At 38.7% G+C, this 24,888-nt stretch carries 19 protein-coding genes; 10 read left to right on the top strand and 9 right to left on the bottom strand.

What is annotated here, in order from left to right; translation table 11 throughout:
* Positions 1-6: 6 nt before the first annotated feature.
* Positions 7-2,919 (top strand): FAD-binding and (Fe-S)-binding domain-containing protein, encoded by a 2,913-nt coding sequence (locus tag H4O18_RS18465; protein ID WP_187587401.1) that lies wholly within the window; start codon positions 7-9, stop codon positions 2,917-2,919.
* Between the two features lie 176 nt (positions 2,920-3,095).
* On the opposite strand, the gene H4O18_RS18460 is transcribed toward H4O18_RS18465, so the two are convergent.
* Positions 3,096-3,944, bottom strand: coding sequence for a metallophosphoesterase (locus H4O18_RS18460; protein WP_187587399.1), 849 nt, complete (start codon positions 3,942-3,944; stop codon positions 3,096-3,098).
* 328 nt (positions 3,945-4,272) lie between these two features.
* Between H4O18_RS18460 and aroC the strand changes: the two genes are divergently transcribed.
* The 4 genes from aroC to H4O18_RS18440 all read left to right on the top strand — a co-directional run bounded on the left by aroC (position 4,273) and on the right by H4O18_RS18440 (position 8,350).
* Positions 4,273-5,337, top strand: coding sequence for a chorismate synthase (gene aroC, locus H4O18_RS18455; protein ID WP_187587397.1), 1,065 nt, complete (start codon positions 4,273-4,275; stop codon positions 5,335-5,337).
* A 63-nt stretch (positions 5,338-5,400) separates the two neighbouring features.
* A complete protein-coding gene (locus tag H4O18_RS18450) occupies positions 5,401-6,708 on the top strand; it encodes a dicarboxylate/amino acid:cation symporter (RefSeq protein ID WP_187587395.1) in 1,308 nt (435 codons plus the stop codon).
* Positions 6,709-6,822: 114 nt separating this feature from the next.
* Entirely contained in the window at positions 6,823-7,995 is a 1,173-nt protein-coding gene (locus H4O18_RS18445) for a peptidase MATCAP family protein (protein ID WP_187587393.1), read from the top strand.
* A gap of 181 nt (positions 7,996-8,176) precedes the next feature.
* On the top strand, positions 8,177-8,350 hold the full coding sequence (locus H4O18_RS18440; RefSeq protein ID WP_187587391.1) for a hypothetical protein: 174 nt from the start codon (positions 8,177-8,179) through the stop codon (positions 8,348-8,350).
* Positions 8,351-9,102: 752 nt separating this feature from the next.
* On the opposite strand, the gene H4O18_RS18435 is transcribed toward H4O18_RS18440, so the two are convergent.
* The 7 genes from H4O18_RS18435 to H4O18_RS18405 all read right to left on the bottom strand — a co-directional run bounded on the left by H4O18_RS18435 (position 9,103) and on the right by H4O18_RS18405 (position 17,247).
* The gene (locus tag H4O18_RS18435; protein ID WP_187587389.1) at positions 9,103-11,613 is read right to left on the bottom strand and encodes a TonB-dependent receptor; all 2,511 of its coding nucleotides are present in this window, start codon (positions 11,611-11,613) and stop codon (positions 9,103-9,105) included.
* Positions 11,614-11,616: 3 nt separating this feature from the next.
* The gene (locus tag H4O18_RS18430; RefSeq protein WP_187587387.1) at positions 11,617-12,105 is read right to left on the bottom strand and encodes a hypothetical protein; all 489 of its coding nucleotides are present in this window, start codon (positions 12,103-12,105) and stop codon (positions 11,617-11,619) included.
* 181 nt (positions 12,106-12,286) lie between these two features.
* Positions 12,287-12,631, bottom strand: a complete 345-nt coding sequence (gene arsC, locus H4O18_RS18425; RefSeq protein ID WP_187587385.1) for an arsenate reductase (glutaredoxin) — start codon at positions 12,629-12,631, stop codon at positions 12,287-12,289.
* Positions 12,632-12,759: 128 nt separating this feature from the next.
* Positions 12,760-13,858, bottom strand: a protein-coding gene (gene prfB, locus H4O18_RS18420; RefSeq protein ID WP_187587383.1) for a peptide chain release factor 2 whose coding sequence is annotated in 2 segments (ribosomal slippage) — positions 12,760-13,794 and positions 13,796-13,858 — 1,098 coding nt in all. Because the reading frame shifts where the segments join, the coding sequence is not laid out codon by codon here.
* Positions 13,859-13,925: 67 nt separating this feature from the next.
* Entirely contained in the window at positions 13,926-14,777 is an 852-nt protein-coding gene (locus H4O18_RS18415; protein WP_187587381.1) for a transglutaminase-like domain-containing protein, read from the bottom strand.
* 46 nt (positions 14,778-14,823) lie between these two features.
* On the bottom strand, positions 14,824-15,771 hold the full coding sequence (locus tag H4O18_RS18410; protein ID WP_187587379.1) for an alpha-E domain-containing protein: 948 nt from the start codon (positions 15,769-15,771) through the stop codon (positions 14,824-14,826).
* 9 nt (positions 15,772-15,780) lie between these two features.
* The gene (locus H4O18_RS18405) at positions 15,781-17,247 is read right to left on the bottom strand and encodes a circularly permuted type 2 ATP-grasp protein (protein ID WP_187587377.1); all 1,467 of its coding nucleotides are present in this window, start codon (positions 17,245-17,247) and stop codon (positions 15,781-15,783) included.
* A gap of 236 nt (positions 17,248-17,483) precedes the next feature.
* Here H4O18_RS18405 and H4O18_RS18400 point away from each other — a divergent pair, with 236 nt between their 5' ends.
* A complete protein-coding gene (locus tag H4O18_RS18400; RefSeq protein WP_187587375.1) occupies positions 17,484-18,506 on the top strand; it encodes a threonine aldolase family protein in 1,023 nt (340 codons plus the stop codon).
* On the opposite strand, the gene H4O18_RS18395 is transcribed toward H4O18_RS18400, so the two are convergent.
* A complete protein-coding gene (locus tag H4O18_RS18395; protein WP_187587373.1) occupies positions 18,501-18,824 on the bottom strand; it encodes a YegP family protein in 324 nt (107 codons plus the stop codon). The genes H4O18_RS18400 and H4O18_RS18395 overlap by 6 nt on opposite strands.
* A 191-nt stretch (positions 18,825-19,015) precedes the next feature.
* On the opposite strand from H4O18_RS18395, the gene H4O18_RS18390 reads away from it, so the two are divergent.
* The 4 genes from H4O18_RS18390 to pdeM are packed head-to-tail and all read left to right on the top strand — an operon-like array spanning position 19,016 to position 24,830.
* Positions 19,016-20,041, top strand: a complete 1,026-nt coding sequence (locus H4O18_RS18390) for a ligase-associated DNA damage response exonuclease (protein WP_187587371.1) — start codon at positions 19,016-19,018, stop codon at positions 20,039-20,041.
* A complete protein-coding gene (locus H4O18_RS18385; protein ID WP_187587369.1) occupies positions 20,038-21,645 on the top strand; it encodes an ATP-dependent DNA ligase in 1,608 nt (535 codons plus the stop codon). Before H4O18_RS18390 ends, H4O18_RS18385 begins: the two co-directional genes overlap by 4 nt.
* Positions 21,642-24,176, top strand: coding sequence for a ligase-associated DNA damage response DEXH box helicase (locus H4O18_RS18380; protein WP_187587367.1), 2,535 nt, complete (start codon positions 21,642-21,644; stop codon positions 24,174-24,176). Before H4O18_RS18385 ends, H4O18_RS18380 begins: the two co-directional genes overlap by 4 nt.
* A gap of 27 nt (positions 24,177-24,203) precedes the next feature.
* A complete protein-coding gene (pdeM, locus tag H4O18_RS18375) occupies positions 24,204-24,830 on the top strand; it encodes a ligase-associated DNA damage response endonuclease PdeM (protein ID WP_187587365.1) in 627 nt (208 codons plus the stop codon).
* The last annotated feature ends 58 nt before the right edge of the window (positions 24,831-24,888 follow it).

Here is a 24,888-nt window from a genome sequence, read left to right as displayed (position 1 = left end):
TTCGAGTTGGATAAAAATATACTAAATAAATTAAAGGACGATTTAGAGGGAGATTTGTTTGTAGACAAACTAATGACGACCCTATATGCCACGGATGCTTCCGTATATAGAAAAATGCCAATGGCAGTGGCCTACCCGAAATCTGAGGAGGATATTAAAAAACTAATTCTTTTTGCAGGAGAACACAAAATTGGCCTAATTCCTAGAACCGCCGGTACCTCCCTTGCCGGTCAGTGTGTTGGTGATGGAATTGTTGTGGATGTATCTAAAAACTTTACCAAGATACTTTCTGTTGATGTCGACAAAAAACAGGTCACAGTGCAGCCAGGGGTAATTCGGGACGAGTTGAACCTTTACTTGCAGTCCTATGGGCTATTTTTTGGTCCAAACACTTCCACCTCCAACCGCTGTATGATCGGGGGGATGGTCGGTAATAATTCTTCAGGTACTACTTCTATACAATACGGGGTTACCCGTGATCAGGTGGTGTCCCTAAAGACATTTTTATCCGATGGTAATAAGGTGGAATTTAGAACTTTGTCCATGAACGAATTTCTGGGGAAAATGTCCTTGGACAGTTTTGAAGGAGAAATTTACAACAACATTCATAAAGAGCTAAGCAATAAGGAGATACAGGCAGAAATTATAAAGGAATTTCCAAAACCCCAGATCCACAGACGTAATACAGGCTATGCTGTGGACGAGTTATTGCATAATAATATTTTTGGTGACGGGGACGAGGGAATAAACCTTTGTAAATTGTTGAGTGGGAGTGAGGGAACTTTGGCCTTTACCACAGAAATAGTGCTTCAATTAACAGAGATGCCTCCCAAACTTTCAGCAATGGTGGTTACCCATTACAAAACACTGGAGGACTGTTTAATGGATGTTGCTCCTGTGATGGGACACAATTTGCATCTTTGTGAAATGATGGATAAGGTAATTTTGGATTGTACCAAAAATAACCGTACCCAATTGGAGAATAGATTTTTTGTTGAAGGGGATCCTGCAGCATTACTGATGTTGGAGGTTAAGGCCTTTACCGAAGAGGATTTAGATCTTCAAATTCAAAAATTATTGGAGACCGTTAAGAAGTCTGGATTGAGCTATGCCAACCCTATTCTCAAACTTGGGGATGTAAATAAGGCCATTGAACTTAGAAAGGCAGGACTGGGACTGTTGGGTAACATTGTTGGTGACCGTAAAGCGGTTGCCTGTATAGAGGATACAGCCGTGGCTTTGGAAGACTTAAAGGATTTTATAGGCGAGTTCTCCCAAATAATGAAGGATTATAAACAAGATGCCGTTTATTATGCACATGCTGGTGCAGGAGAATTGCATTTAAGGCCAATACTGAATTTAAAGAAATCTACAGATGTGGCTTTGTTCAGGGCCATTACTACAGACGTTGCCAAACTTACCAAAAAGTACAACGGGTCTTTTAGTGGGGAACATGGAGATGGAATAGTAAGGGCGGAATTTATTCCGTTGATGATAGGAGAAAAGAACTATGAGCTACTTAAGCGCATAAAAAGCTATTTTGATCCCTATAATATTTTCAATCCAGGGAAAATTGTGGATGCCTACCCTATGGATGAATCCCTGCGCTATGAAATTGATAGGGAAGAGCCACAGATCAATACATTGATGGATTTCTCCGATAGTGAAGGTATTTTAAAAGCGGCAGAAAAATGTAACGGGAGTGGGGATTGTAGAAAAACCCATTTGGTTTCTGGAGCCATGTGCCCCAGTTACCATGCAACCAGAAACGAAAAGGATACAACTCGCGGTCGTGCCAACACTCTAAGGGAATTTTTAACGTCCTCTGAAAAGACCAATAAGTTCGATAACAAGGAGTTAAAAGAAGTTTTTGACCTGTGTTTGAGTTGTAAGGCATGCTCCAGTGAATGTCCCAGTAACGTGGATGTGGCTACTTTAAAAGCAGAATTTCTTTATCAATACCAAGAGGAGAATGGTTACCCGCTCAGAGCTAAGCTTTTCGCCTATAATACCAAACTGAATAAATTAGGAAGTAAAATGGCAGGTATTACCAATGCCATGTTCGATTCCAAAATATTTGGAGGATTGCTTAAAAAGTCGGTCGGAGTTGCAGAGCAACGAAGTTTACCAAAAGTGTACAATATAGACTTTGATAAGGAACTTATAAATGCTAAAGGTAAATCCAAGACCACTAAGTCTACCGTAGTATTGTATATAGATGAATTCACCAACTACTTGGATGTTGAACTTGGAAAAGATGCCATTGAAGTGTTGACGCGACTGGGTTATGCAGTGGAACTTTTTTACGCTGAGAGTGGGCGTACCTATATTTCCAAAGGATTTTTAAAACAAGCTAAAAAATTGGCCATTAAAAATCTTGATAAACTTTCTGAAATAACAGATAAGAGACTTCCCATTTTAGGTTTGGAACCTTCCGCTATATTAACGTTTAGGGATGAATACAAGCGTTTCGGGTTCGATAAGAAAAAGATTGAGGCCATTGGGTCCAATTCTTATTTAATTGAAGAGTTTTTAGCCAAGGAAATTCAGGCCGGGGTTTTGACATCGGATCTCTTTACCAAGGAAGCCAAGACTGTTAAGATCCATACGCATTGCCATCAAAAGTCGATTTCCAACCAAAAGGTAACCTTTGATGTATTGAACCTTCCACAAAACTACAGTGTTTCGATCATTAGCTCTGGATGTTGCGGAATGGCAGGGTCCTTTGGTTATGAAAAGGAACATTATGAGGTAAGTATGCAGGTAGGGGAGTTAAAGTTGTTTCCGGCGGTGAGAAAGGCTGCCGATGAAGTAATCATTGCTGCCAATGGTACCAGTTGCAGGCATCAGATTTATGACGGCACCAAAAGAAAGGCATTACATCCGATTACCGTTTTAAAGGAGGCTCTTATTGCCTAACAAGGGGGCTGCTTATTGGTAAGCGCTTATGCATTTTCACTTTAGAATAAAGAAATTTTAGCCCAGTCCTATATTAGTTAAGTAATATTGGACGGGGCTTTTTCTTATAACTTATTTGTTAGCTGCCAGCTAAGGGAAAAAGATTTGTTGCAATTAAACCACATCCAATGGTACTCTTAGGTTTTAGTTTTTTTTGGTGACTTTGTATTTATGGTTGTGGCAGCCAATAATTCGTGAATATCCATACCCTTAATTTCTTCATCAGCAAAAAAGGGGGAAAGCTTATCCGAACTGTATCTATATAATTTCCAACGTTTAAAAGTGTATTCGAGGGCGGTAAGATTTTCTACCCAATCCCCCGAATTTAAATAGGTGCATTTGCCGTGTTCATTTTCGTGAATCTCTTTTTTGGGTTGATGAATGTGTCCACAGATAACATAGTCATAACCTTTGTTAATAGCCAGTTCCTTGACCGAATGTTCAAAATTCTGGATAAACCTAACGGCACCTTTGACATTGCTCTTTATTTTTTTTGATAAGGAATATTTCTCCCGGCCTAATTTGATCAATATCCAATTAATGGTTCTGTTTAGAAGAACTAGAAGATCATACCCATATCTCCCTAGTTTGGCCACCCATTTGGCATTCTGAATGGAAATGTCAAAAACATCACCGTGAAAGAACCATGCTCGTTTACCATCCAATTCAAGAATTAATTTATCTACAAAATGAATATTTCCCAAAGAGGTACCACTGAATTTACGCAGCCTTTCATCATGGTTTCCAATAATATAATGCACTTCCGTCCCTTTGGTGGCCATGCCCATTATTTTTCTCAATACTTTTAGGTGGGTAGGAGGAAAATATTTTTTGGTAAATTGCCAGGTGTCCACCATATCTCCATTTAAAATAAGCCTTTTGGGATTTATACTGTTTAAATAGGCAAGTAGTTCATCGGCATGGCAAGCGAACGTTCCTAAATGTACATCGGAAATAACTACTAAATCTATTTGTCGCTTTTTCACGGAAGATGAATTTCATCAAATTAAAGCTTTGAGTTTAAACTTAAGGTGAAGGTAAAATCAAATTAGAATAAGGAAATAGTTAAGTTTTTATTAAGTTGGGCCAATTCTATTTTTATTCGTAAGACCCGTATTTTAAAAGATACAGGCTTATTGAAATAGGATTATGGAACGAACCCCACCTTTTTGGTGTGGTTTCTTATTAAATACCATTTATTTTGCAATAACCAAGGGTTCAATTTTCGTATCTCTGTTTTAAGATTTACCTTTGGATCTTTAAGTTGGTATCACCTTTAAAACCATTTCATAACCACAACCTTTAACTACGATTATGGCAGGAAATACTTTTGGAACCCTTTTTAAATTATCCACCTTTGGTGAATCTCATGGTGTAGCTATTGGGGGTGTATTGGATGGTTGTCCAGCGGGCATAGAATTGAATCTGGAAGCCATTCAGGAGGATTTGGACAGACGTAAACCAGGTCAGTCAGCCATTGTTACACAACGCAAGGAGCCTGATACAGTTGAATTTTATTCCGGACTTTTTGAAGGGAAGACCACTGGAACACCAATTGGTTTTGCTATACATAACACCAATCAGAAATCCCATGATTACTCACATATAAAGGACTCTTACAGGCCATCCCATGCTGATTACGTCTATGATCAAAAATATGGTTTCAGGGATTATCGCGGGGGAGGTAGAAGTTCAGCAAGGGAAACCGCCAGTAGGGTAGTTGCCGGTGCCATTGCCAAGCAATTTTTGGGTGATATGAAAATAAATGCATACGTTTCCCAAGTAGGGGAGCTATCATTGAACAAAAGCTACCAAGAACTTGATTTTTCACTTATAGAATCCAATCCAGTACGATGTCCGGATACCGCCATGGCAGCGAAAATGGAAGACTACATCAAAAAAATAAAAAAAGAAGGCGATACCATTGGTGGGATTATAACCTGTGTTATCCAAAATGTTCCGATAGGCTTAGGGGAACCTGTTTTTGACAAGCTGCATGCCGAATTGGGTAAAGCTATGCTTTCCATCAATGCCGTAAAAGGCTTTGAGTACGGTAGTGGATTTGAAGGGGTGAAGATGAAAGGTAGTGCCCATAACGACCAATTTAATACGGATGGTACCACAAAAACCAATCATAGTGGAGGTATTCAAGGAGGTATAAGCAACGGAATGGATATTTACTTCAATATAGCCTTTAAGCCCGTAGCCACAGTAATTCAGGCCTATGACACTATAGACAGGGAAGGCAATAAAGTAACCACTCAGGGTAAGGGCCGGCACGACCCATGCGTAGTTCCCAGAGCGGTACCAATAGTAGAGGCTATGGCAGCTTTGGTAATGGCAGATTTTACATTGCTTAATAGGACCATTAAATTATAGCCCTATATTTTTTGGTGCTTTGTACCACAAAATACTATCTTTCCAATCTAAATCATTGTTTTTATGAGGAAGTTGGAATTGCACTGGCAAATTATATTAGGAATGGTGGGCGGAGTTCTTTTTGCCTTGGCCATGGTTCAGTTTGATTGGGGTCCCAAAATAGTTTCCGATTGGATCAAACCGTTCGGGAATATTTTTATTAATTCCTTAAAACTCATAGCAGTTCCATTAATTTTAGCTTCCTTGATCAAGGGGGTTTCTGACCTAAAAGATATTTCCAAACTTTCCAAAATGGGAGGGAGGACTATTGGAATTTATATTGTAACTACTGTAATTGCCGTTTCCATTGGTCTTACTATAGTGAATGTAATAAAGCCGGGATCTTCAATTAGCGAAGAGACACGGAACGAGTTGGTGGACAATTACAAAGGTGATGCCGATTCTAAAATAGCCCAGGCCAATGAACAAAGGGAATCCGGACCTCTACGAGCCTTGGAAGACTTGGTGCCCAGTAATATTTTTGCAGCGGCCAGTGATAACGGAAATATGTTACAGGTCATCTTTTTTGCAATTTTCTTCGGGATAGGACTTATTTTGATTCCAGAAGAGCAAGCTGCCCCGGTTAAGAAATTTTTTGACGGATTTAATGAGGTAATTCTAAAGTTGATAGATTTGATTATGTTGGCGGCTCCCTATGGAGTTTTTGCCTTGTTGGCCGCTTTGGTGGTTGAATCTCCTAGTTTAGACCTTTTTAAAGCTTTGGGATGGTACTCGGTTAGCGTACTATTAGGGTTAATATTAATGATCGGCGTTTACATTTCGTTGGTATGGATCTTTACCAAACGCAGTCCGTCGTTTTTTATCAACGGAATTTCCCCAGCTCAATTGTTGGCATTTTCTACCAGCTCCAGTGCCGCTACATTACCAGTGACCATGGAGCGTGTAGAGGAACATTTGGGGGTAGAGGAGGAAGTTACCAGTTTTGTATTGCCCATTGGCGCCACCATTAATATGGATGGCACCAGTCTTTATCAGGCTGTGGCAGCGGTATTTATAGCCCAAGCATTTGGAATGGATCTAAGCTTTGGCGCCCAACTGGGGATTATTGTTACGGCCACCTTGGCTTCTATAGGTAGTGCGGCCGTACCAGGTGCCGGTATGGTTATGCTGGTCATTGTTTTGGCCCAGGCAGGAATACCTGAGGCTGGACTGGCATTGATCTTTGCGGTAGATAGGCCTTTGGATATGTGTAGAACGGTAGTTAATGTTACGGGAGATGCTGCGGTGTCCATGATGGTTGCAAAGTCTGTTGATAAATTAGGAGAGCCTAAAGTGAAAGAATGGAGCGATCATTATAAACAGCCCAAATAATCTACTGTCTATTAATTCTTGGTGTACTAGTAGCTGAATGGATTTAATGATTTATAGTGCTTTATATTTTAGATAGAGAGTTTCTAGGTTCTTGTAATTCGTAGATATGGTTATATGATTAAAGAAAATGTGCCACAGGAGGTAGTACGGCAGTTTCCGAATGTATTCGAAATAGATGCCAACCTAGACCGACTGGTGAAGAAAATTGAATTACTTACCTATTTAAACCCGCTAAATATTGAAAAGGAAAAACATCGGTTTTTTTCTTCCAAGTATGTAGAGGAGCCTGTATTTAAGTATAAAAAACTTCAATTTGACCCTTATAAATTACACAGACTGTTCTTCTCACAACGATTGGAGCGCATCAAGGATGAACAGATAAGGAAATTTTATCAGGAGGTGGTATATTACTATGCCAATATGATACAGTGCATAGAGACCATTGGTCATGGTAAAAAGTTCTATTATAATTCTCTCAGGGTTTATGGCTCTCCCACTGAAAAGGATGTACAGAATGCCAGATTTATTCTTCATGCCGGCGATGAACCCGATACAAGGGATATGGAAAAAACATATACTCCTGAGGATGCAAAGTCTTATTTTGAGGAGTTTGCACAGCAATATAAATTTCCCTTGAATATTGCATTCTCCAATAGTATTGCAGCAGATGCCATGGTGAGCAACAATACCCAATCCCTTTTAATTAAAAAAAATGCCACTTTTAGCAGGAACCAATTACTTACTCTGGCCAATCATGAGATAGGTGTCCATTTGGTGACTACTTATAACGGCACATTGCAGCCTCTTAAGGTTTTTTCGAATGGATTTCCCAAAAATGTTGAAACCCAAGAAGGTTTGGCTGTTTTTAGCGAGTATATGAGTGGCGCCCTTACCTTGAAAAGATTAAAGGAGTTAGCCTACAGGGTCTTGGCCTCCGATAGTTTAATAAAAGGATATAGTTTTTCTGATACCTTCGACATGCTCCATGGGCAGTACAAGTTGGATAGAAATAAAGCTTTTACCATTACTATGCGAGTCCATAGAGGCGGTGGATTTACCAAAGACCGCTTGTATTTAAGTGGATTGAAAAAGATCTACAAACGGCACAAGAATGGATTATCTATGGATACTCTGTTGACAGGTAAGGTAACCATGGAATCCGAAGCTACCATAAATCGTTTAAAAGACTTGGGCCTAGCAAATGATTTGACCCATACCAATCTGGCCTTTAGAGAAAATTGCAATAAGAATAGGACCCTGGATTTTATACTGGACAACTTAAAATAAAAAGACACATTGGTATTGATTCTTTGGTTTGGGATTTGTTCGGTTTCTAAGATATGGTCTATAGTGAGGATAAGCAGGGAAAAATTTATGCCTTAATTGTACAAATTATTTTTAATAGCCCTTGGAATAATAACATAGATTTTGATATCTTTGTACCACAATTAAAAAAAACATACCAATCATGTTCGATTTTGACCAATATCTAGGGTTTTTAGCATTTTTGACCATCTTAACCATCGGTTTTTGGTTGATGATTTTTCTGTTGACATTTGTTATACCCTATTGGATAGGTGGTGCTCTACTTGAAATCTTTAAGGAGAAACGCGCTGCTAAAAAAGCAAAGCGCAACGAATAGGATTACGATATATAAGACAAAAAGGGAACCCATCGGTTCCCTTTTTTTATGGGCTTTTAGCTTTTGTCGGGTCAATTTCAAAAGATGTGGGTCAGCCTGAAAAAGTTAGAATATACTATTTTGCAGTTCGTGTTTTGTTCATTTTAGCAGCGTCCAAATGTTCAGCAATCATGAATACCTTTAAAAAGCAATGTACCGGAGGATGAATAAAAAATGATCGAGGAGCAAGCCGTTGTAATGGCCACCTTGCTATATAGCCCTGCCGCCCAAAGTCTAAACCACTTGATTTGAAATTAAATTGAAAACCCAAGAAGAAAGTTTGTCGATGGTTCCCCTTATCCGCAGAATAGGTTTGAAAAGCTCCGAGATCCAGCTTTTTTCTTTAAAAAGCGCGGAGTTTTGAAACGGGTTTTTAGATTAGATCTAAAAAATTCCTTGGATAAGGTGTCTTTTCTTTTGTTTCGTTTTCTTTGGGCAAGCAAAGAAAATGAAAGAGTGCTTAAATGATAGGGTATGTTGTTTCTTGAACCTGTCTATTGCACATTTTGCATCCCACTGAATTTATGAAACATTAAATACCACTATTGATTATAATCCGATTAGCTTTTATTTATTAAACCATCCATAACATTTAGCCATAATCCGCATAAAGGCTATAATGTCCCAGTTTAAAGTAGTCAATAATGTAGAGTTCTTCCTTTATAGATTACCTATAACTTATGCATAAGCACAAAAATTGGTCTAGATTCCTTTTATCCTTCAAAATCCATGTCTTCTCCACCGCCATTACGACCTCCGCCATTTCTTCCTTTTTGATTCTGCGGTTGGTTGAATCTGTATTGAAAGGTTAGAGTTATTTGTCTTTCCCTCCATTGAAATTCACTATAGGTAGCTACATTCTCTGTTCTGGTATCGCTTCTACGTTTTCTGGTATTGAATATGTCCCCTACGTTCAATGTCAGGGAGCCTTTATCCTTTAGAATATCCTTACTTAAGCCAAGATCAGAACTCAACATACCCTTGCTGGTATTTTGGGCATCTTCTGAAGGACCCATATAAAAGAAGTTGGTCTGAAAATCGATTTTTCCTGGCACAGGTATTTTTGCACTAAAGCGCGTAAACCATGAGAAGTTGTTGGCATCAAAATTTTGGACTATTTCTTCATTTTGACTGTTGATATAGGTGAAATCTCCTTGAAGATCCCTTTGAAAAGCATTGACATTCCAAGTTAATCTCCAATTTCTTTTTGGGGTATAGGTGGTAGTAAACTCCATTCCATACCGATCTTCGGTAGCCAAATTTATAGGGCTACGTACCTGTACAGGTACAACAATGGGGTTTTGTGGGTCGTCAGGATTTTCAATGGTAACAAAATCACCGGTCTCCCTGGAAACAAATTGAAACACTCCAGTAGACCTATTAAAGTATCCGGATGTGGTAAAAGTGAATTTATCCCATCTTTTTAAATATCCCAAGTCATAGGCATCTGTAAAAGTGGGGTCCAAATCCGCGTTTCCTTGAAAAAGATTGGTGTTACTGGACCTGGAAGGAAATGGGTTGATAAATCTAGATCGCGGTCTTCTAAGTCTTTTGCTATAGCTTAAAGTAACTTGTTCTTTTTCGGAAAATTCATATCCCAAAAATACCGATGGAAACCAATTTACATAATCCTTGTTGGTAAGTTCATTGGAGTTTAACAGTTCAATACCAATATCGGAAGCCTCCATTCTCAAACCCCCAAGAATACTGAATTTATTAAATTTAGATCCCAACTGGGTATATGCTGCATTTACGTATTCCTTATAGTTTAATTCATTGCTAAAATTTGGGTCGCTGTTAAAGCTCCCATCTTGTTGTTCTATACCAAAATCAAAATCCGTGTTGTTATTATTGAAAGTTCCGCGATAGCCAATTTCAAATTGTGACTGATTATCCTTTCCAAAGGGAAGTACATAATCCATTTGCACCAATTGCGATCTTTGTGTTTGGTCATCGATTGTCCGTTCTGTATCCAGATCAATATTATCACCTAGGATAACCTCTTTTATAATAGAATTTTCGTCATCTATTCCTTTAGAATATTGATAGTCGAAGGTAAGTATATGTCCTTCTTTTTCAAATTTCTTCTGATAGTTTAAAGAGTATTGTACCTCCTCCTCAAACTCGTCCTCAAGAGTAAATCGGTTTCTTTGGATAGTGGGAGTTCTATTCTCGTCAAAATTGGAAAAATCTACATTAACCGAGTTGTCCCCGTTGGATTTACTAAAAACAAGGGAATTGGTAATGCTGCTGCTCTCATCCAAAAACAGTTCAAAACCAACATTGGTGTTAAAGCTTTTGTCCTTTCTTTGGTACTCCCTTATTTCGTTCTGAAAACTTAAGGTATTGCCATTACTGTCAAAATTTTCTTGATCGAACAAGGCGTTCCCTGGTCCACTGCGGTAACGATAGGTGGTATTGGTAAAAATATTAAAGTTATCGCGTCTTAGATTTAGACTTACCGAACCACCATAAGTCTCGGGATGTCCCGTATAAACAGTGACCGAACCATTAAGCCCTGCAGTCTTACTTTGCTTTAATATAATATTTAAGATACCTGCCGTTCCTTCTGCATCATATCTTGCAGATGGGTTGGTGATTACCTCTACCTTCTCTATGGCATCTGCAGGCAATTGTTGAAGCGCCTCTGGACTCAAGCCGGACAGGGCAGATGGCTTGCCATTGATCAGGATCCTAACACTTTCATTTCCCCTTAGGCTTATATTTCCTTCCACATCTACAGAAACAGAAGGAACGTTGCTAAGGACATCGGTTACGGAGCCCCCTTTTACGGTAAGGTCGGAACCTACATTATATACTTTTTTGTCCAGTCTTAATTCTACCGTAGTCCGCTCGCCCACTACTTCAACTTCGGCCAACTGGGAAACGTCCAGTGCAAGACGTATAACCCCAAGATCGGTGGCAGTTCTTAAGCTTTGATTGTTTAATTTATACGATTTATAGGAGATATACTCAACACTGATGTTGTAGTTGCCAGGTGCAGCCTCAACCTCAAATTTTCCACTGGCATCCGTGATACCCCCAGTTACTTTTTCTGGATTTCTTACACTTTGTAGTACCAGAGTGGAGTATTCCAAAGGCTCATCTGTCCCTTGTTCCAAAACGGTCCCAGTTATTTTTATTGGTTCTTGAGGGCCCTGGCCTCCTTGAGCGTAACTTACTAATGTGAATAATAATAATGTAACTGGGAGTAGTTTTTTCATTTGCTATGTTTTGGATTTATTCTTTCTCTTCTTCTTTTTTTCTTTAACTTTTTTAAAGCCGTTTTTCTGAAGTTCTACAAATGCTTCATACTTATCTGCTGGTAATCCTGCCTTAAGTTCTTCATCTTGCTTAAGGGTGATTTTTTCATAACTTTCCCTCATTTTATCGGCAGGTAGCTCCAGTATCTGCAATTCTATACGTTCCTGCAGGTATTTTTTTAAAGTGGTGCTCAAAACAGCTTCTTCAAAGGGGTTTAAGCCTAATTTCTCCGTAATACTTGGCATTTCCTGATCCACAATTTGAGCAGCTGTTAATTTTTCCGGCTCCTTAGGTGTTTCCTGTGCTTGCGGAATACTATTGCGCTGTCTACCATATCCTCCGTATCCATATCCATTTCCATACCCATTTCCGTACCCATATTGGGCACTTAAAAATGGAAATGATAATACGATCAATAAAACACTTAAAAATAATTTCTTGTTCGTTTTCATAATGTCAACTGCTTAGTGGGATTCCAAAATTAATAGATGGTTTAACCGTGAAGGGTTAAATGTTTGTTAAATTGAATATTTCAAGAATTGTGCCGTTATGGGGCTACAATTGCTTTGATTCTTTGGGAAGTACTTAATATAATGATAAATGTTCCTTTTCCAAATGATTTTAACTTAGATCCTAATTCAAAAGATCTTTTATTTTTTCGGGCGGTCGTCCAATTACTCCTTGCGTGTTTTGGATTACAATGGGACGTTCAATTAATTTAGGGTTTTCTATCATGGCAACCACTATCTCATCATCCGTCAATGATTTACCTTTGTATTTTTCCTTCCAAACGGCTTCGTTGGTACGAACCAAATCCATAGGCGATATGCCTAATATTTTTAATATGGATTCAAGTTCCTTTTTGGTAGGTACGTTTTCCAAATATTTTATAATTTCAAATTCCTTTCCAGAATTTTCCAAAATGGCCAAACCTTCCCTAGACTTTCCACATCTGGGATTGTGATATATTTTAATCATAATTTTTGGTATTAAGTATTGTCGTTAAAAGTTACAGGGTCTCGGTTTTATTCCAAACACAACATTTTGAACAAGATACCTGAATAGTCCAATAACATTCTCATAATGTTTCAAACAGTATCCTTCAATTAGATTTCTTCCTTTTGCCCCATCATCATTAGGTAGGCTTTTAAGAATTGATAAATATTGCCGTCCATTACCGCGTCAACGTTTCCTGTTTCTTCACCCGTACGCACGTCCTTCACCAATTTGTATGGGTGCATTACATAATTCCTGATCTGTGAACCCCATTCTATTTTCATTTTGGACGACTCAATTTCCTGTCGGGCTTCCATTTTCTTACGCAATTCAATCTCGTACAATTGGGACTTAAGCATTTTTAAAGCCGTAGCCCTATTGTCGTGTTGCGATCTGGAATCTGAACAAGAAATCTGTATTCCGGAAGGTTTGTGTGTCAGCTGTACTTTGGTTTCCACCTTATTTACATTCTGTCCTCCGGCACCACTCGATCTAGCCGTGGTAATCTCTACGTCGGCCGGATTTATATCTATTTCTATACTGTCGTCCACCAAAGGATAAACATAAACGGAAGCAAAAGAAGTATGGCGCTTTGCATTACTGTCGAAAGGTGATATGCGTACCAGCCTGTGTACTCCGTTCTCGCCCTTTAACCAGCCAAAACTAAAGTCGCCCTCAATTTCCAAGGTCACCGTTTTTATTCCGGCCACATCACCTTCCTGATAATTGAGTTCCTTTATCTTATACCCATTCTTTTCACTCCACATCATATACATCCGCATCAACATGGATGCCCAATCACAACTTTCCGTGCCTCCGGCACCTGCAGTAATTTGAATTATGGCCGTAAGTTCATCTCCCTCGGCAGAGAGCATATTTTTGAATTCCAATTTCTCCAGGGCTTCAATGGTCTTGTCGTAATGGCTTTCTACATCGGCCTCTGACATTTCACCTTCTTTCTGAAATTCCAAGAAAATCTCCAAATCTGCCGCTAAACTTTGAGCACTATTAAAATCATCAACCCATTGTTTCTTGGATTGAATTAATTTCATCTGCTCCTGGGCTTCCTGGGGATGGTTCCAAAAGTCTGGAGCCAGAGTTTTTTCCTCTTCGTTTTCTATTTCTACAAGCTTGGCATCAATGTCAAAGATACCTCCTTAACGCACCAAGGCGATCAATGAGACTCTTATAATGGTCCGTAGTTATCATATACTAATTATTTTCAGCCAAAAATAGGATTCTTTTTTCTGATTATGTACCAAATATGAAATGATATTTATTGTTCGGCCTGTACTTCCACGGAATGGGAGGTTTTATTAGCGCCTTGGGAATATACTACGCCTTTTAAAGGGGAGCAATCATTATAGTCTTTGCCGTGGGCTACTTTAATATGGTTGTCATTGACCAATAAATTGTTGGTAGGGTCAAAGCCTATCCAGCCAACTTGGGGGATAAATGCTTCTGCCCAAGCATGCATTTGCGAGTCGCCAAAGTAACCATTACCCTGGTGCAGGTAACCCGAGACATAGCGGGTGGGAATATTATTTGCTTTTGACAAAGCACAGAATAAATGTGTGAAATCCTGGCATACCCCCTCAGGATTATTTATGATTTCTTCCAATAAGGTATTCACATGGGTAACGCCAGTATTGAAATGAATAAAAAGATAAATCCATTTATTTAGTTTTTGAAGATTCTCGAAAATACTTATGGAGGTATCAAAAACAAACAAGTTTTCTGAACTGGCTGGCAAGGCAGTATATTTGGTCTCACGCAGATAAGGCTCTTGATCTACCTTGAAATTCAAACTTTTAACAAGTTCATAGTTGCTTGGTATATCAAAGATTGGAATTTGTCCAAAAGGGTTGAAGCTTATTTTTTTAAGTTTAAAAGTGGCACTGAAGTTAATTTTCTGGAATCGTTCCGAGGTATTTATCCTAATGGTCTGAAATCCAAAACCATTTTGGGAAAAACCACTTTTGGCTTCCAATGAATTTTTTATTTCCACGCTGATCAATTCTTGGGTATCGTTATTCTCAGGCACAATCAAAAATTGCCAAGATGCATTTTCTACCGGATTTTCGTAGTTATTCTCGGCACAATAAGTAACTGAATATTCAAATGACATTATTATAAGTAGTTGTTAAGGCAAAGGTAATCCAATGGATTATAAATCAATAGTTAAAAAATTCATTTTCCATTTTAAGACTAATCTGCACCAGACTATTGAGTATTTTTTCAATAAAGCCCTGAATGTCTTCTTCAATTTCTTCGGCAAATTTAAATTCATACTCTCCCTTAACCTTACTTATTAAAAAAGCGGTGGAATTTTTATCGGGAATTTTGGATTCATCCAAAACCTTAATATGCTTATATACTTGATTTATACTGTTGATGACAGATCTTGGACAATCTGGATTTAATATTAAGAATTCCAAAGTGGAAATACTGGTAGGGGTCTTTTTATAATATCTGCGCATCATATCATAAGATTCCACACATTTAAGAAGTGTGGTCCACTCAAAGCTATGGCTAATTTTGTCGCCATAACTCCCTTTTGCCTTTACGGCATCATTGTATTTAGCATTAATGATTCTGATTACCTGCGTGGCCCTCTCCAGATTTATACCAAGCATAATAATTGCATATACCTCATCATGCAAAAGCGTACCTCTTATTTTTCCTCTTAAAATGGCGGTCATTTCAGTGATGTTGACGGTAAAATCGTATAGCCCCTTTTTTGTGAAATCCTCTATCGAATACCTGATTACAAAATGATAAAATTTATTGATGGATTCGTACAGTTCCGTAGAAATAAGGTCTCTGGCACTATTGGCATTCTCTCGGGCATATTTTACATTGTTGATAATGGAATAAGGTAAATTGGCATTTAGTCCTATGTTAAATAAAATATCTTCTTCTTTAAGAATTATGGAATCATCATCCAATGGCTCCCCTACCAAGAACATCATGGATTGAAGAACAAATTGTCTGGATTGTGACAGCTCGTTCGGTGCGTCCAATGATGAGAAATAATTTACATTTAAGTATCTGGCAACATGTTCGGAACGTTCAATATAACGCCCCATCCAAAAAAGGTTATTGGCAACTCTAGCTAACATATGATTTTTTTATTTTTTTAATACCCAGGTATCTTTGGAACCACCTCCTTGAGAGGAATTGACAATTAAGTTTCCTTTTTTTAGTGCCACTCGAGACAATCCACCTTTGAGTACAAATTCCTTTTTATTGCCCAATAGGGTAAATGTCCTAAGGTCTACATGACGTTGTTCAAAAGATTCACTGTCATCTATATAGGTTGGGTGTACCGATAAGGACATAATAGGCTGGGCAATGTATTTTCTAGGATTTTGTTTTATTTCTTCTTGAACTACCTTAATTTCAGACTTAGAGAGTCTGTTGCCAATTGATATACCATAACCACCTGCTTCATCCACAGGCTTCACCACTAGTTCATGTATGTGTTCCAATACATATTTAAGTTCATTGGGCCTGCTACAATGGTAGGTGTGTACGTTGTTGAGAATGGGAGTCTCATCCAAATAATATTTAATGATTTTCGGCATGTAGGTGTAGATGGCTTTATCATCTGCTACTCCTGTTCCCGGAGCATTTGCCAAACAAACATTGCCTTTTATATAGGCAGCGAAAAGACCTGGTACCCCTAATGACGAATCGGCCCTAAATTCCAGGGGATCTATAAATTGGTCATCCACTCTTCGGTAAATCACATCAACTTTAATGGGGCCACGAATGGTTTTCATGTAGACAAAATCATTCTCAACAAATAGATCTCTACCTTCCACCAATTCCACACCCATAGCTTTTGCCAGATATGAATGTTCGTAAAAGGCAGAATTGTACATACCTGGTGTAATAACCACACAATTTGGGACATCGACCCCTTTTGGTTTTACACTTTCCAGTATATCCAATAAGTTTTCGGCGTAGTTGGTTACGGAATGCGTTTTATAATGATTGAAAACCCCGAAGAGCGCTCTTTTTAAGGCAGTACGATTACAAATAACATAACTTACCCCGGAAGGACATCTAATGTTGTCCTCAAGTACATAATAGTTGCCATCGGAGTGTTTAATGATATCAGTGCCAGATATATGATTGTAAATGCCCCCAGGAGGGTCAACTCCTATCATTTGATGGAAATAGTTTGCGGAGGAGCTGATCAAGTCCAGCGGAACTATACCATCTTTGATGATTTTTTTATCATGATAAATATCCCATAAAAAAAGGTTCAATGCCTTACTTCGCTGTATAGCACCCCTTTCAATGATTTCCCATTCATCTTCAGCTATGATCCCTGGAAAAAGATCAAATGGAAATATTTTTTCCTGCGTTTCTTTATTGTCGTATACCTGAAAAGTGATTCCTTGGTTAAAAAATGAGGATTTAGCCTTATTGTTCAACTGCACATAGTCTTGAATGGAGTGATTCCCGTACAGCTCGAACAATTTTTGATAAACATTTTTAGCAGCTCCATTGGTGTTGAAAACTTCATCAAAAAGAGACGTATTGTTGATGTACGAAGAAAATATGGGTTTTTTTACGTCCGGGTTCATAGGCATATTTTTCTTCAAGTTACTTTATTTTAGTTACTTACATGCGATTTATGTTTTTTTAGCCAGAGAATTATCCAAACTTAAAAAATGGAATGGTATTATTGTCAAATCACATTAAATGAGAGGAAAAAAATAGCTACTTGAAAAATGTTTAATACGTTTACATAAATTTAGGAACCCACGTTCAATAAGTATGTTCATCTTGATTCATTTGTTCTATATAATTTTCAACCTTTATGTTTATAAATCTTATCAGTGATACCGTCACAAAACCTACCCCTGGTATGTTGCAGGCCATGATGACCGCAGAGGTGGGGGATGATGTTTTTAAAAATGATCCTTCGGTCAATAGACTTGAAGAGAAGATGGCCAAATTGTTTGGCATGGAAGCGGCTTTATTTTTCCCCAGTGGTACCATGGCCAACCAAACGGCCATAAAATTGCACACTCAACCAGGGGAGCAATTAATTTGCGATAAATACGCCCATGTTTATAATTACGAAGGGGGAGGGGTGAGTTTTAATAGTGGAGTCTCCTGCAGATTGGTGGATGGCCATAGGGGAATGATGACAGCTAGTCAGGTAGAGGAAGCCATAAATCCTCCGGACTTTTATCACAGTCCATTAACTTCTCTTGTTTGCATAGAAAACACGACCAATAAGGGAGGGGGAGCTTGTTGGGATTTGGAAGAGTTAAAAGCTATTAGAAAGGTGTGCGACAAGCATCATTTAAAATATCATTTGGATGGGGCCCGTCTTTGGAATGCTCTAATTGCCAAAAATGAATCACCCTTGGAATATGGGAAGTTGTTCCATACCATCAGTGTTTGTTTAAGTAAAGGGCTAGGATGTCCTGTGGGTTCTGTTTTGATAGGGGACAAGGAAAATATAGACAAAGCGCTAAGGGTGAGGAAGGTGCTTGGAGGAGGAATGAGACAGGCAGGATATCTTGCCGCAGCCGGAATATATGCCCTGGACAATCACTTGGAAAGATTGGTGGAAGACCACAAAAAGGCTGCAGAAATTAGTAGGGTACTTACGGGCTTGCCCTATATTAAAAAAGTAGAACCTACGGAAACGAATATTATTATTTTCGAAATAGACGAAAGGCAGATTACTACTGATAGTTTTCTAGAAAAGCTGAAAAAAAAGAATATTCAAATCATTGGAATGGGTCAAGGTAAGTTGCGTATGGTTACGCATATGGACTATACCGATGAAATGCACGGGTTTTTATTGAATATACTGCCGAAGTTATAGTCCAATGGCATCCGGCAATAAGGAAATACTGGTTTTAAGATTTTTGATGCCATTTTCCATTCCGGCCTCAGAACTATAAAGCATGGACTTTCCAATTATTTTGCCTTCAGTGTTTTTCATAATGAAAAGAAATTTCCCGTTGTAGTCCGTCTTACGTTCAAATACAGAAGATTGACCAACAAGAATCTTAAGTTTAGCAATGGTATCATCAATTTCTGCCCTACTGTTAAATGGGACGCTGGTAAGAAGCGCTTGTCCACTTTCCGATTGCAGACTAAAGGTATATGTGGTATCCGATTCCTTTTTTATTTCTAGCATAGCCTAGGCAACTTTTTTTAAAGTTACACAAAAATTTCAATCAATAATTCGTAAAATTATTATCTATGGTGTTGTCCTGATGTTTAATTTCAATTAAACTATGTTGTTTGAGGTGATTTGGGTTAATCATTTTATGGATAGAAAGCACTATTAGTGGTATTTCAGGTACCTTTAAGGATAGGAAATGACATATGGAAACTCCCTTATTGATATTCAATGAAAATGGTATTTATTGTAAAGAAGCCAATGTATATTTAGATCCTTGGCATCCTGTAGATCGTGCTATAATTACACACGGGCATGCCGATCACAGTCGTTGGGGCAACAAAGAATATATAACCCATACTACCAATGTCCCCATTATCAAGCACCGTTTGGGGGAAATAGTAGTTCATGGTAAGGAATACAATGAAAAATTTGTAGTGAACAATGTTACCTTTTCACTGCACCCTGCCGGTCATATTATTGGCAGTTCACAAGTTAGGGTAGAACACAAGGGGGAAGTCTGGGTTTTTACGGGGGATTATAAAATTGAGAATGATGGGGTTGCAACGCCTTATGAACCGGTGAAATGCCATACTTTTATCACTGAATGCACCTTTGGTATACCTCCATTTAAATGGGTGCCTCAAGAGCAGGTTTTTAAAAATATTAACCAGTGGTGGGCCAATAATAGGGAAGAAGGTAAAACTTCAGTTTTGTTTGGTTATTCCTTGGGGAAGGCCCAGCGTCTGCTCAAATATTTGGATACCTCCATTGGTAAGATATATACCCATGGGGCAATTGAAAATATGACGGAGGTCTTGAGGCCACAGGTACTTTTTCCTCCTACGACCTTAATTACCCGTGACACAAAAAAGAAAGAATTAATAGGTAATATAGTGCTGGCGCCCCCTAGCGCACATGGAAGTACCTGGATCCGGAAAATGGTTCCTTTTGTAACTGCTTCGGCAAGTGGCTGGATGGCATTTAGGGGGGCTCGTCGTAGAAGAGCCATAGATAAAGGGTTTGTGCTCTCCGATCATTGTGATTGGGAAGGATTGTTGAAGGCGATAGAAAGTACGGGAGCTGAAAAAATTATCGCCACGCATGGTTATACGGAGATTTTCTCACGATATTTAAGAGATCAAGGTTATGACGCAAGAACGGAACAGACACAGTTTGAAGGTGAGATGAATGAATTGAATACCGAACCTGAGGAGAAGCCAGCGCCATGAAATTATTTGCAAATTTAATACGGGATTTGGACAGCACCAATAAAACGACGGCCAAGGTAGCTGCCTTGGTTGATTATTTTAATAAGGCCCCGGATGCGGACAAAGTCTGGGCTATTGCCATACTATCCCACAGGCGTCCTCCTAGACCTGTAAATACAACCATTGTTAGAAGTTGGGCGGCGGAATCAGCGAATATACCCTTATGGTTATTTGAAGAGTCTTATCATATTGTTGGCGACTTGGCTGAAACCATAGCATTGGTCGTTCCCTCCTCCCAAAATAGTTGCGATAAAAGTTTATCACATTTTATTAAGGAAATCATTGAACTTAAATCGTTGGATGATAAGGAAAAAAAAACCTATTTGGTTAAGAATTGGAAGGCACTGGCGTATTACGAAAGTTTTGTTTTTAATAAATTGATAACGGGGAGTTTACGGATCGGAATAAGTCAAAAATTAATGACTCGATCCCTGTCTATTTCTACTGGCTTAGAGGAGGATGTCCTTGCCTATAGATTAATGGGGAATTGGGATCCAGGCACCACTACTTTTCACAACCTTATAATTGAACAGAGAAAATCTGATTATGTTTCCAAACCTTACCCCTTTTATCTAGCCTATGGCTTGGAAGGTAAGATAGACGAACTAGGCAATGTAACGGACTGGAATATAGAACATAAGTGGGATGGAATCCGTGCCCAAATAATTGTTAGGAATCAGGAAGTTTTTATTTGGAGCAGGGGAGAGGAATTGGTTACCGACAAATATCCTGAATTTCATGGGATGCCAGGTAATATTCCTGATGGTACCGTATTGGACGGTGAAATTTTGGCATTTCCAAATGGGGTTATTGGATCGTTCAATGATTTGCAGACACGTATCGGAAGAAAAAATATTTCAAAAAATTTATTAAAGAAATCTCCAGTAATATTAAAGGTATATGATTTATTGGAATGGGAGGGAATAGATATACGGAACTTATCGCTGTTGAAACGTCGGGAACAATTGGAGCTTTTGTTAAAGAATCCAAACGTCGGGAAATTACCTCTCTATCTATCTGAAAATAAATTATTAAATAGTTGGGAGGAGGTGGCCAAGGAACGGTCAAAGTCACGTGAACATAGAAGCGAGGGGCTTATGTTAAAGAGGAAGGATTCTCCATATAGAGTAGGTCGTAAAAAGGGGGATTGGTGGAAATGGAAAGTAGACCCATTGAGTATAGATGCCGTATTAACATATGCCATGAGGGGTCACGGCAGGAGAACAAATTTATTTACGGATTATACCTTTGCCCTTTGGGATAAAGATAGAAGCGAGTTGGTCACCTTTGCCAAAGCCTATTCGGGACTTACAGATGCGGAATTCCGAAAAGTCGATTCTTGGATAAAAAAAAATACATTGGAACGATTTGGACCGGTACGCAGTGTTACCCCTAAGTTGGTTTTTGAAATAGCATTTGAAGGAGTAGCCCTTTCCAAACGACACAAAAGTGGGATCGCCACACGGTTTCCAAGGATACTAAAATGGCGTCAGGACAAGAAAATTGAAGAGGCTAATTCATTGGAAGATTTAAAAATGATGATCCCATTTCTTGACTCGGTATGAATAAGAAAGATTTGTTTCATATTGCAGATGCCTGGTTTCACCAGCAATCATGGAAACCTTTTCCATTTCAAAAACAGGTCTGGAATTCCTTTTTGCAAGGAAGGAATGGCTTATTAAATGCACCTACCGGCAGTGGGAAGACATATGCACTTTGGATACCTATCGTTTTGGACTATATTAGAAATAATCCAGACTATAAGACTAAGCCGAAAAAGGGTGTTCTTGCCATATGGGTAACACCACTGAAGGCCTTGTCAGTAGAAATTAAGTACGCCGCAGAGCGCTTTGTGGAAGAACTTGGGGTTCCGTTGACCATTGGTATTAGAACGGGAGATACCTCTCAAAAGGAACGTGCCTCCCAAAAAAAATCCCTGCCCAATTTATTAATAACTACACCGGAGAGCCTTCAACTCCTGTTAGCTTCCAAGGGATACGATAAAAAACTACATTCTTTGGCAGCAATGGTCACGGATGAATGGCATGAACTTTTGGGAAGTAAACGGGGGGTTCAAATGGAACTGGCATTAACACGGATCAAAACCCTGGCCCCCAATCTGCGAATTTGGGGTATTTCGGCCACCATTGGAAATTTGGAACAGGCAAGGGAGGTTTTATTGGGACCAGATTCCGAAGCCCATAAAAATTCCGTATTAATCAAGGCCAATATAAATAAGAAAATTACTGTAAAATCCATTATCCCAAAAAAAATGGAAATCTTTCCATGGCGAGGTCATTTGGGACTACATTTATTAGAGGATGTGATTCCCATTATAAAAAACAGTAAGACTACTTTAATATTCACAAATACGCGTTCACAATGTGAAATATGGTTTCAGAAAATATTGGATAAACATCCCGAACTAGCCGGTGATATGGCCATGCACCATGGAAGCATAAATAAAGAAACCAGATTGTGGGTGGAAAACGCTATTCGAAATGCCACTTTAAAAGCTGTGGTCTGTACCTCTAGTCTAGACCTGGGTGTTGATTTTGCGCCTGTAGAGACCATAGTTCAAATTGGGGGCCCCAAAGGGGTAGCAAGATTTCTTCAGCGGGCTGGACGTAGCGGACATCAACCGGGGAAGGAAAGTGTCATTTATTTTTTACCTACCCACGCTATGGAGTTGATTGAGGCCTCTGCTTTACAAAAAGCCGTTAAATTGCAGAAGGTTGAGGATAGGATGCCTTATCTTAACAGTTATGATGTCTTGGTTCAATATTTGACCACATTGGCAGTATCTGACGGATTTTATCCAGATGAAATTTATCAAGAGGTTGTGGGAACATTTTGTTATCAAGCCCTGAGTCTGGACCAATTTGGATGGATTTTGAATTTCCTTACATTAGGGAGTCAAAGTTTGCAGGCCTATGATGAGTATCAAAAAGTGGAAATTGAAGCAGATGGTAGGTTTAAAATAAATAATAGGGCCACCGCTATGAGACATCGCCTTCAAATTGGAACCATTGTAAGTGATGCGGTATTGGCCGTAAAATATTTAAAAGGAGGTTTTATTGGCACTGTAGAAGAAGGGTTTATATCAAAGCTTAAACAGGGAGATGTTTTTACTTTTGCTGGGCGAAACCTAGAGCTGTTCCGAATTAGGAACATGCAGGTACTCGTAAAGAAATCTAATCAACGTTCCTCTATTGTTCCCAGTTGGATGGGAGGCAGAATGAGCCTTTCTTCTGAGATGAGCCAGTTGCTCAGGCAAGAATTATATGGGGTTGGAGCAATGCTAAATTCAAATGACAAACCATTGTCCATGGAAGCGAAAGGGGAGAATGTTATAAAGGAAGTGGATATTAAAATAAAGGTTTCAAGGGAGCTTAGGGCCCTAATGCCAATTTTTAAAAGACAGGTAAAAGAAAGTATAGTACCAGATGCGAAACAACTTTTAATTGAAACATTTAAGACTAGGGAAGGGTATCACAATATTTTTTACCCCTTTGAAGGGAGGTCTGTGCATGAAGCAATGGGAAGCTTATTGGCTTACCGTATCAGTCTTTTGGTTCCCATTACTTTTTCAATCGCTTTTAATGATTATGGGTTTGAGCTCCTATCGGACCAAGAACTGGATATGCAACAAGTATTGGACAACGATTTGCTATCAACCAATTTTTTAAAGAGCGACCTGGAAAAAAGTCTAAATGCCACAGAAATGGCCAGACGTAAATTTAGGGATATTGCGGTCATAGCAGGATTGGTTTTTACAGGATATCCTAACAAGTTGATAAAGAGCAAACATTTGCAGTCGAGTTCCCAATTGCTTTTTAGCGTTTTTAAAGATTATGAACCGGATAATTTATTATTGCAACAAGCCTATACTGAAACTTTTGAACATCAATTGGAGGAAGGTCGATTACAACTGGCATTGGAACGTATTTCCAATCAAACCATTGTCTGGAAAGCCTGTATCAAGCCAACCCCATTTTCATTTCCAATAATTACCGATAGGCTTCGCGAAAAGCTTTCTTCCGAAAAATTGGCGGATAGAATAAAGCGTATGCTGGAAAATTTGGAAAAAAAGTAATTTAATATGATTAATCCATCCTCAACAATGGAAATTAGCATTTGTAATCAGCTATTCACGCTTCATCCCAGCGGGGCCATTTATTGGCAAAATCAAAATATGGTCATGATCGCCGATGTCCATTTGGGTAAAGTAACCCATTTTAGAAAATATGGTAGCGCAATTCCCCAATCGGCAATCAATGCAAATTTTGAAAGGTTAAATGAGGTGCTTTCATGTTTTAATCCCGCAAAAATTGGTTTTTTAGGAGACCTTTTTCATAGTTCATTAAACAAAGAATGGAATTATTTTGAATCATGGGTCAAATCTCAAACTGCGAAGATTATACTCATTAAAGGTAATCATGATATTATTTCACCTACAAAATTTCTAGACTTGGACATTGAATTGGTAGAGGAATTGATTATGGATAAATTTCTTCTTACCCACCATCCAGAAAATCGAAGTGGATTATTTAATATATCAGGCCATATTCATCCTGGTATTAATATACGGGGTTCCGGACGTCAATCCTTAAAAGTGCCATGTTTTCATAGGCAAGTCGATCAAATCATTCTTCCTGCGTTTGGTGCGTTTACAGGAAAATTTCTTGTAAAGCCGAGAAGTGGAGATAAAATATATGCAACAACCAAAGACGAGGTAATAATGATTTAATATTAGGTTCTGGGGTAATAGTAAAACTTCCTACTTCAACATTGAAATAATACATCAA

Source organism: Arenibacter arenosicollis (genome assembly GCF_014397245.1).
GTDB classification, from domain to species: domain Bacteria; phylum Bacteroidota; class Bacteroidia; order Flavobacteriales; family Flavobacteriaceae; genus Arenibacter; species Arenibacter arenosicollis.
This window is presented reverse-complemented; position numbering and strand designations above follow the sequence as displayed.

Bases quoted from the DNA above. Each gene is read 5' to 3' on its own strand.
- aroC (WP_187587397.1), top strand. From the start codon at position 4,273: ATGGCAGGAAATACTTTTGGAACCCTTTTTAAATTATCCACCTTTGGT.
- H4O18_RS18450 (WP_187587395.1), top strand. From the start codon at position 5,401: ATGAGGAAGTTGGAATTGCACTGGCAAATTATATTAGGAATGGTGGGC.
- H4O18_RS18445 (WP_187587393.1), top strand. From the start codon at position 6,823: ATGATTAAAGAAAATGTGCCACAGGAGGTAGTACGGCAGTTTCCGAAT.
- H4O18_RS18440 (WP_187587391.1), top strand. From the start codon at position 8,177: ATGTTCGATTTTGACCAATATCTAGGGTTTTTAGCATTTTTGACCATC.
- H4O18_RS18435 (WP_187587389.1), bottom strand. From the start codon at position 11,613: ATGAAAAAACTACTCCCAGTTACATTATTATTATTCACATTAGTAAGT.
- H4O18_RS18430 (WP_187587387.1), bottom strand. From the start codon at position 12,105: ATGAAAACGAACAAGAAATTATTTTTAAGTGTTTTATTGATCGTATTA.
- arsC (WP_187587385.1), bottom strand. From the start codon at position 12,631: ATGATTAAAATATATCACAATCCCAGATGTGGAAAGTCTAGGGAAGGT.
- H4O18_RS18415 (WP_187587381.1), bottom strand. From the start codon at position 14,777: ATGTCATTTGAATATTCAGTTACTTATTGTGCCGAGAATAACTACGAA.
- H4O18_RS18410 (WP_187587379.1), bottom strand. From the start codon at position 15,771: ATGTTAGCTAGAGTTGCCAATAACCTTTTTTGGATGGGGCGTTATATT.
- H4O18_RS18405 (WP_187587377.1), bottom strand. From the start codon at position 17,247: ATGAACCCGGACGTAAAAAAACCCATATTTTCTTCGTACATCAACAAT.
- H4O18_RS18400 (WP_187587375.1), top strand. From the start codon at position 17,484: ATGTTTATAAATCTTATCAGTGATACCGTCACAAAACCTACCCCTGGT.
- H4O18_RS18395 (WP_187587373.1), bottom strand. From the start codon at position 18,824: ATGCTAGAAATAAAAAAGGAATCGGATACCACATATACCTTTAGTCTG.
- H4O18_RS18390 (WP_187587371.1), top strand. From the start codon at position 19,016: ATGGAAACTCCCTTATTGATATTCAATGAAAATGGTATTTATTGTAAA.
- H4O18_RS18385 (WP_187587369.1), top strand. From the start codon at position 20,038: ATGAAATTATTTGCAAATTTAATACGGGATTTGGACAGCACCAATAAA.
- H4O18_RS18380 (WP_187587367.1), top strand. From the start codon at position 21,642: ATGAATAAGAAAGATTTGTTTCATATTGCAGATGCCTGGTTTCACCAG.
- pdeM (WP_187587365.1), top strand. From the start codon at position 24,204: ATGGAAATTAGCATTTGTAATCAGCTATTCACGCTTCATCCCAGCGGG.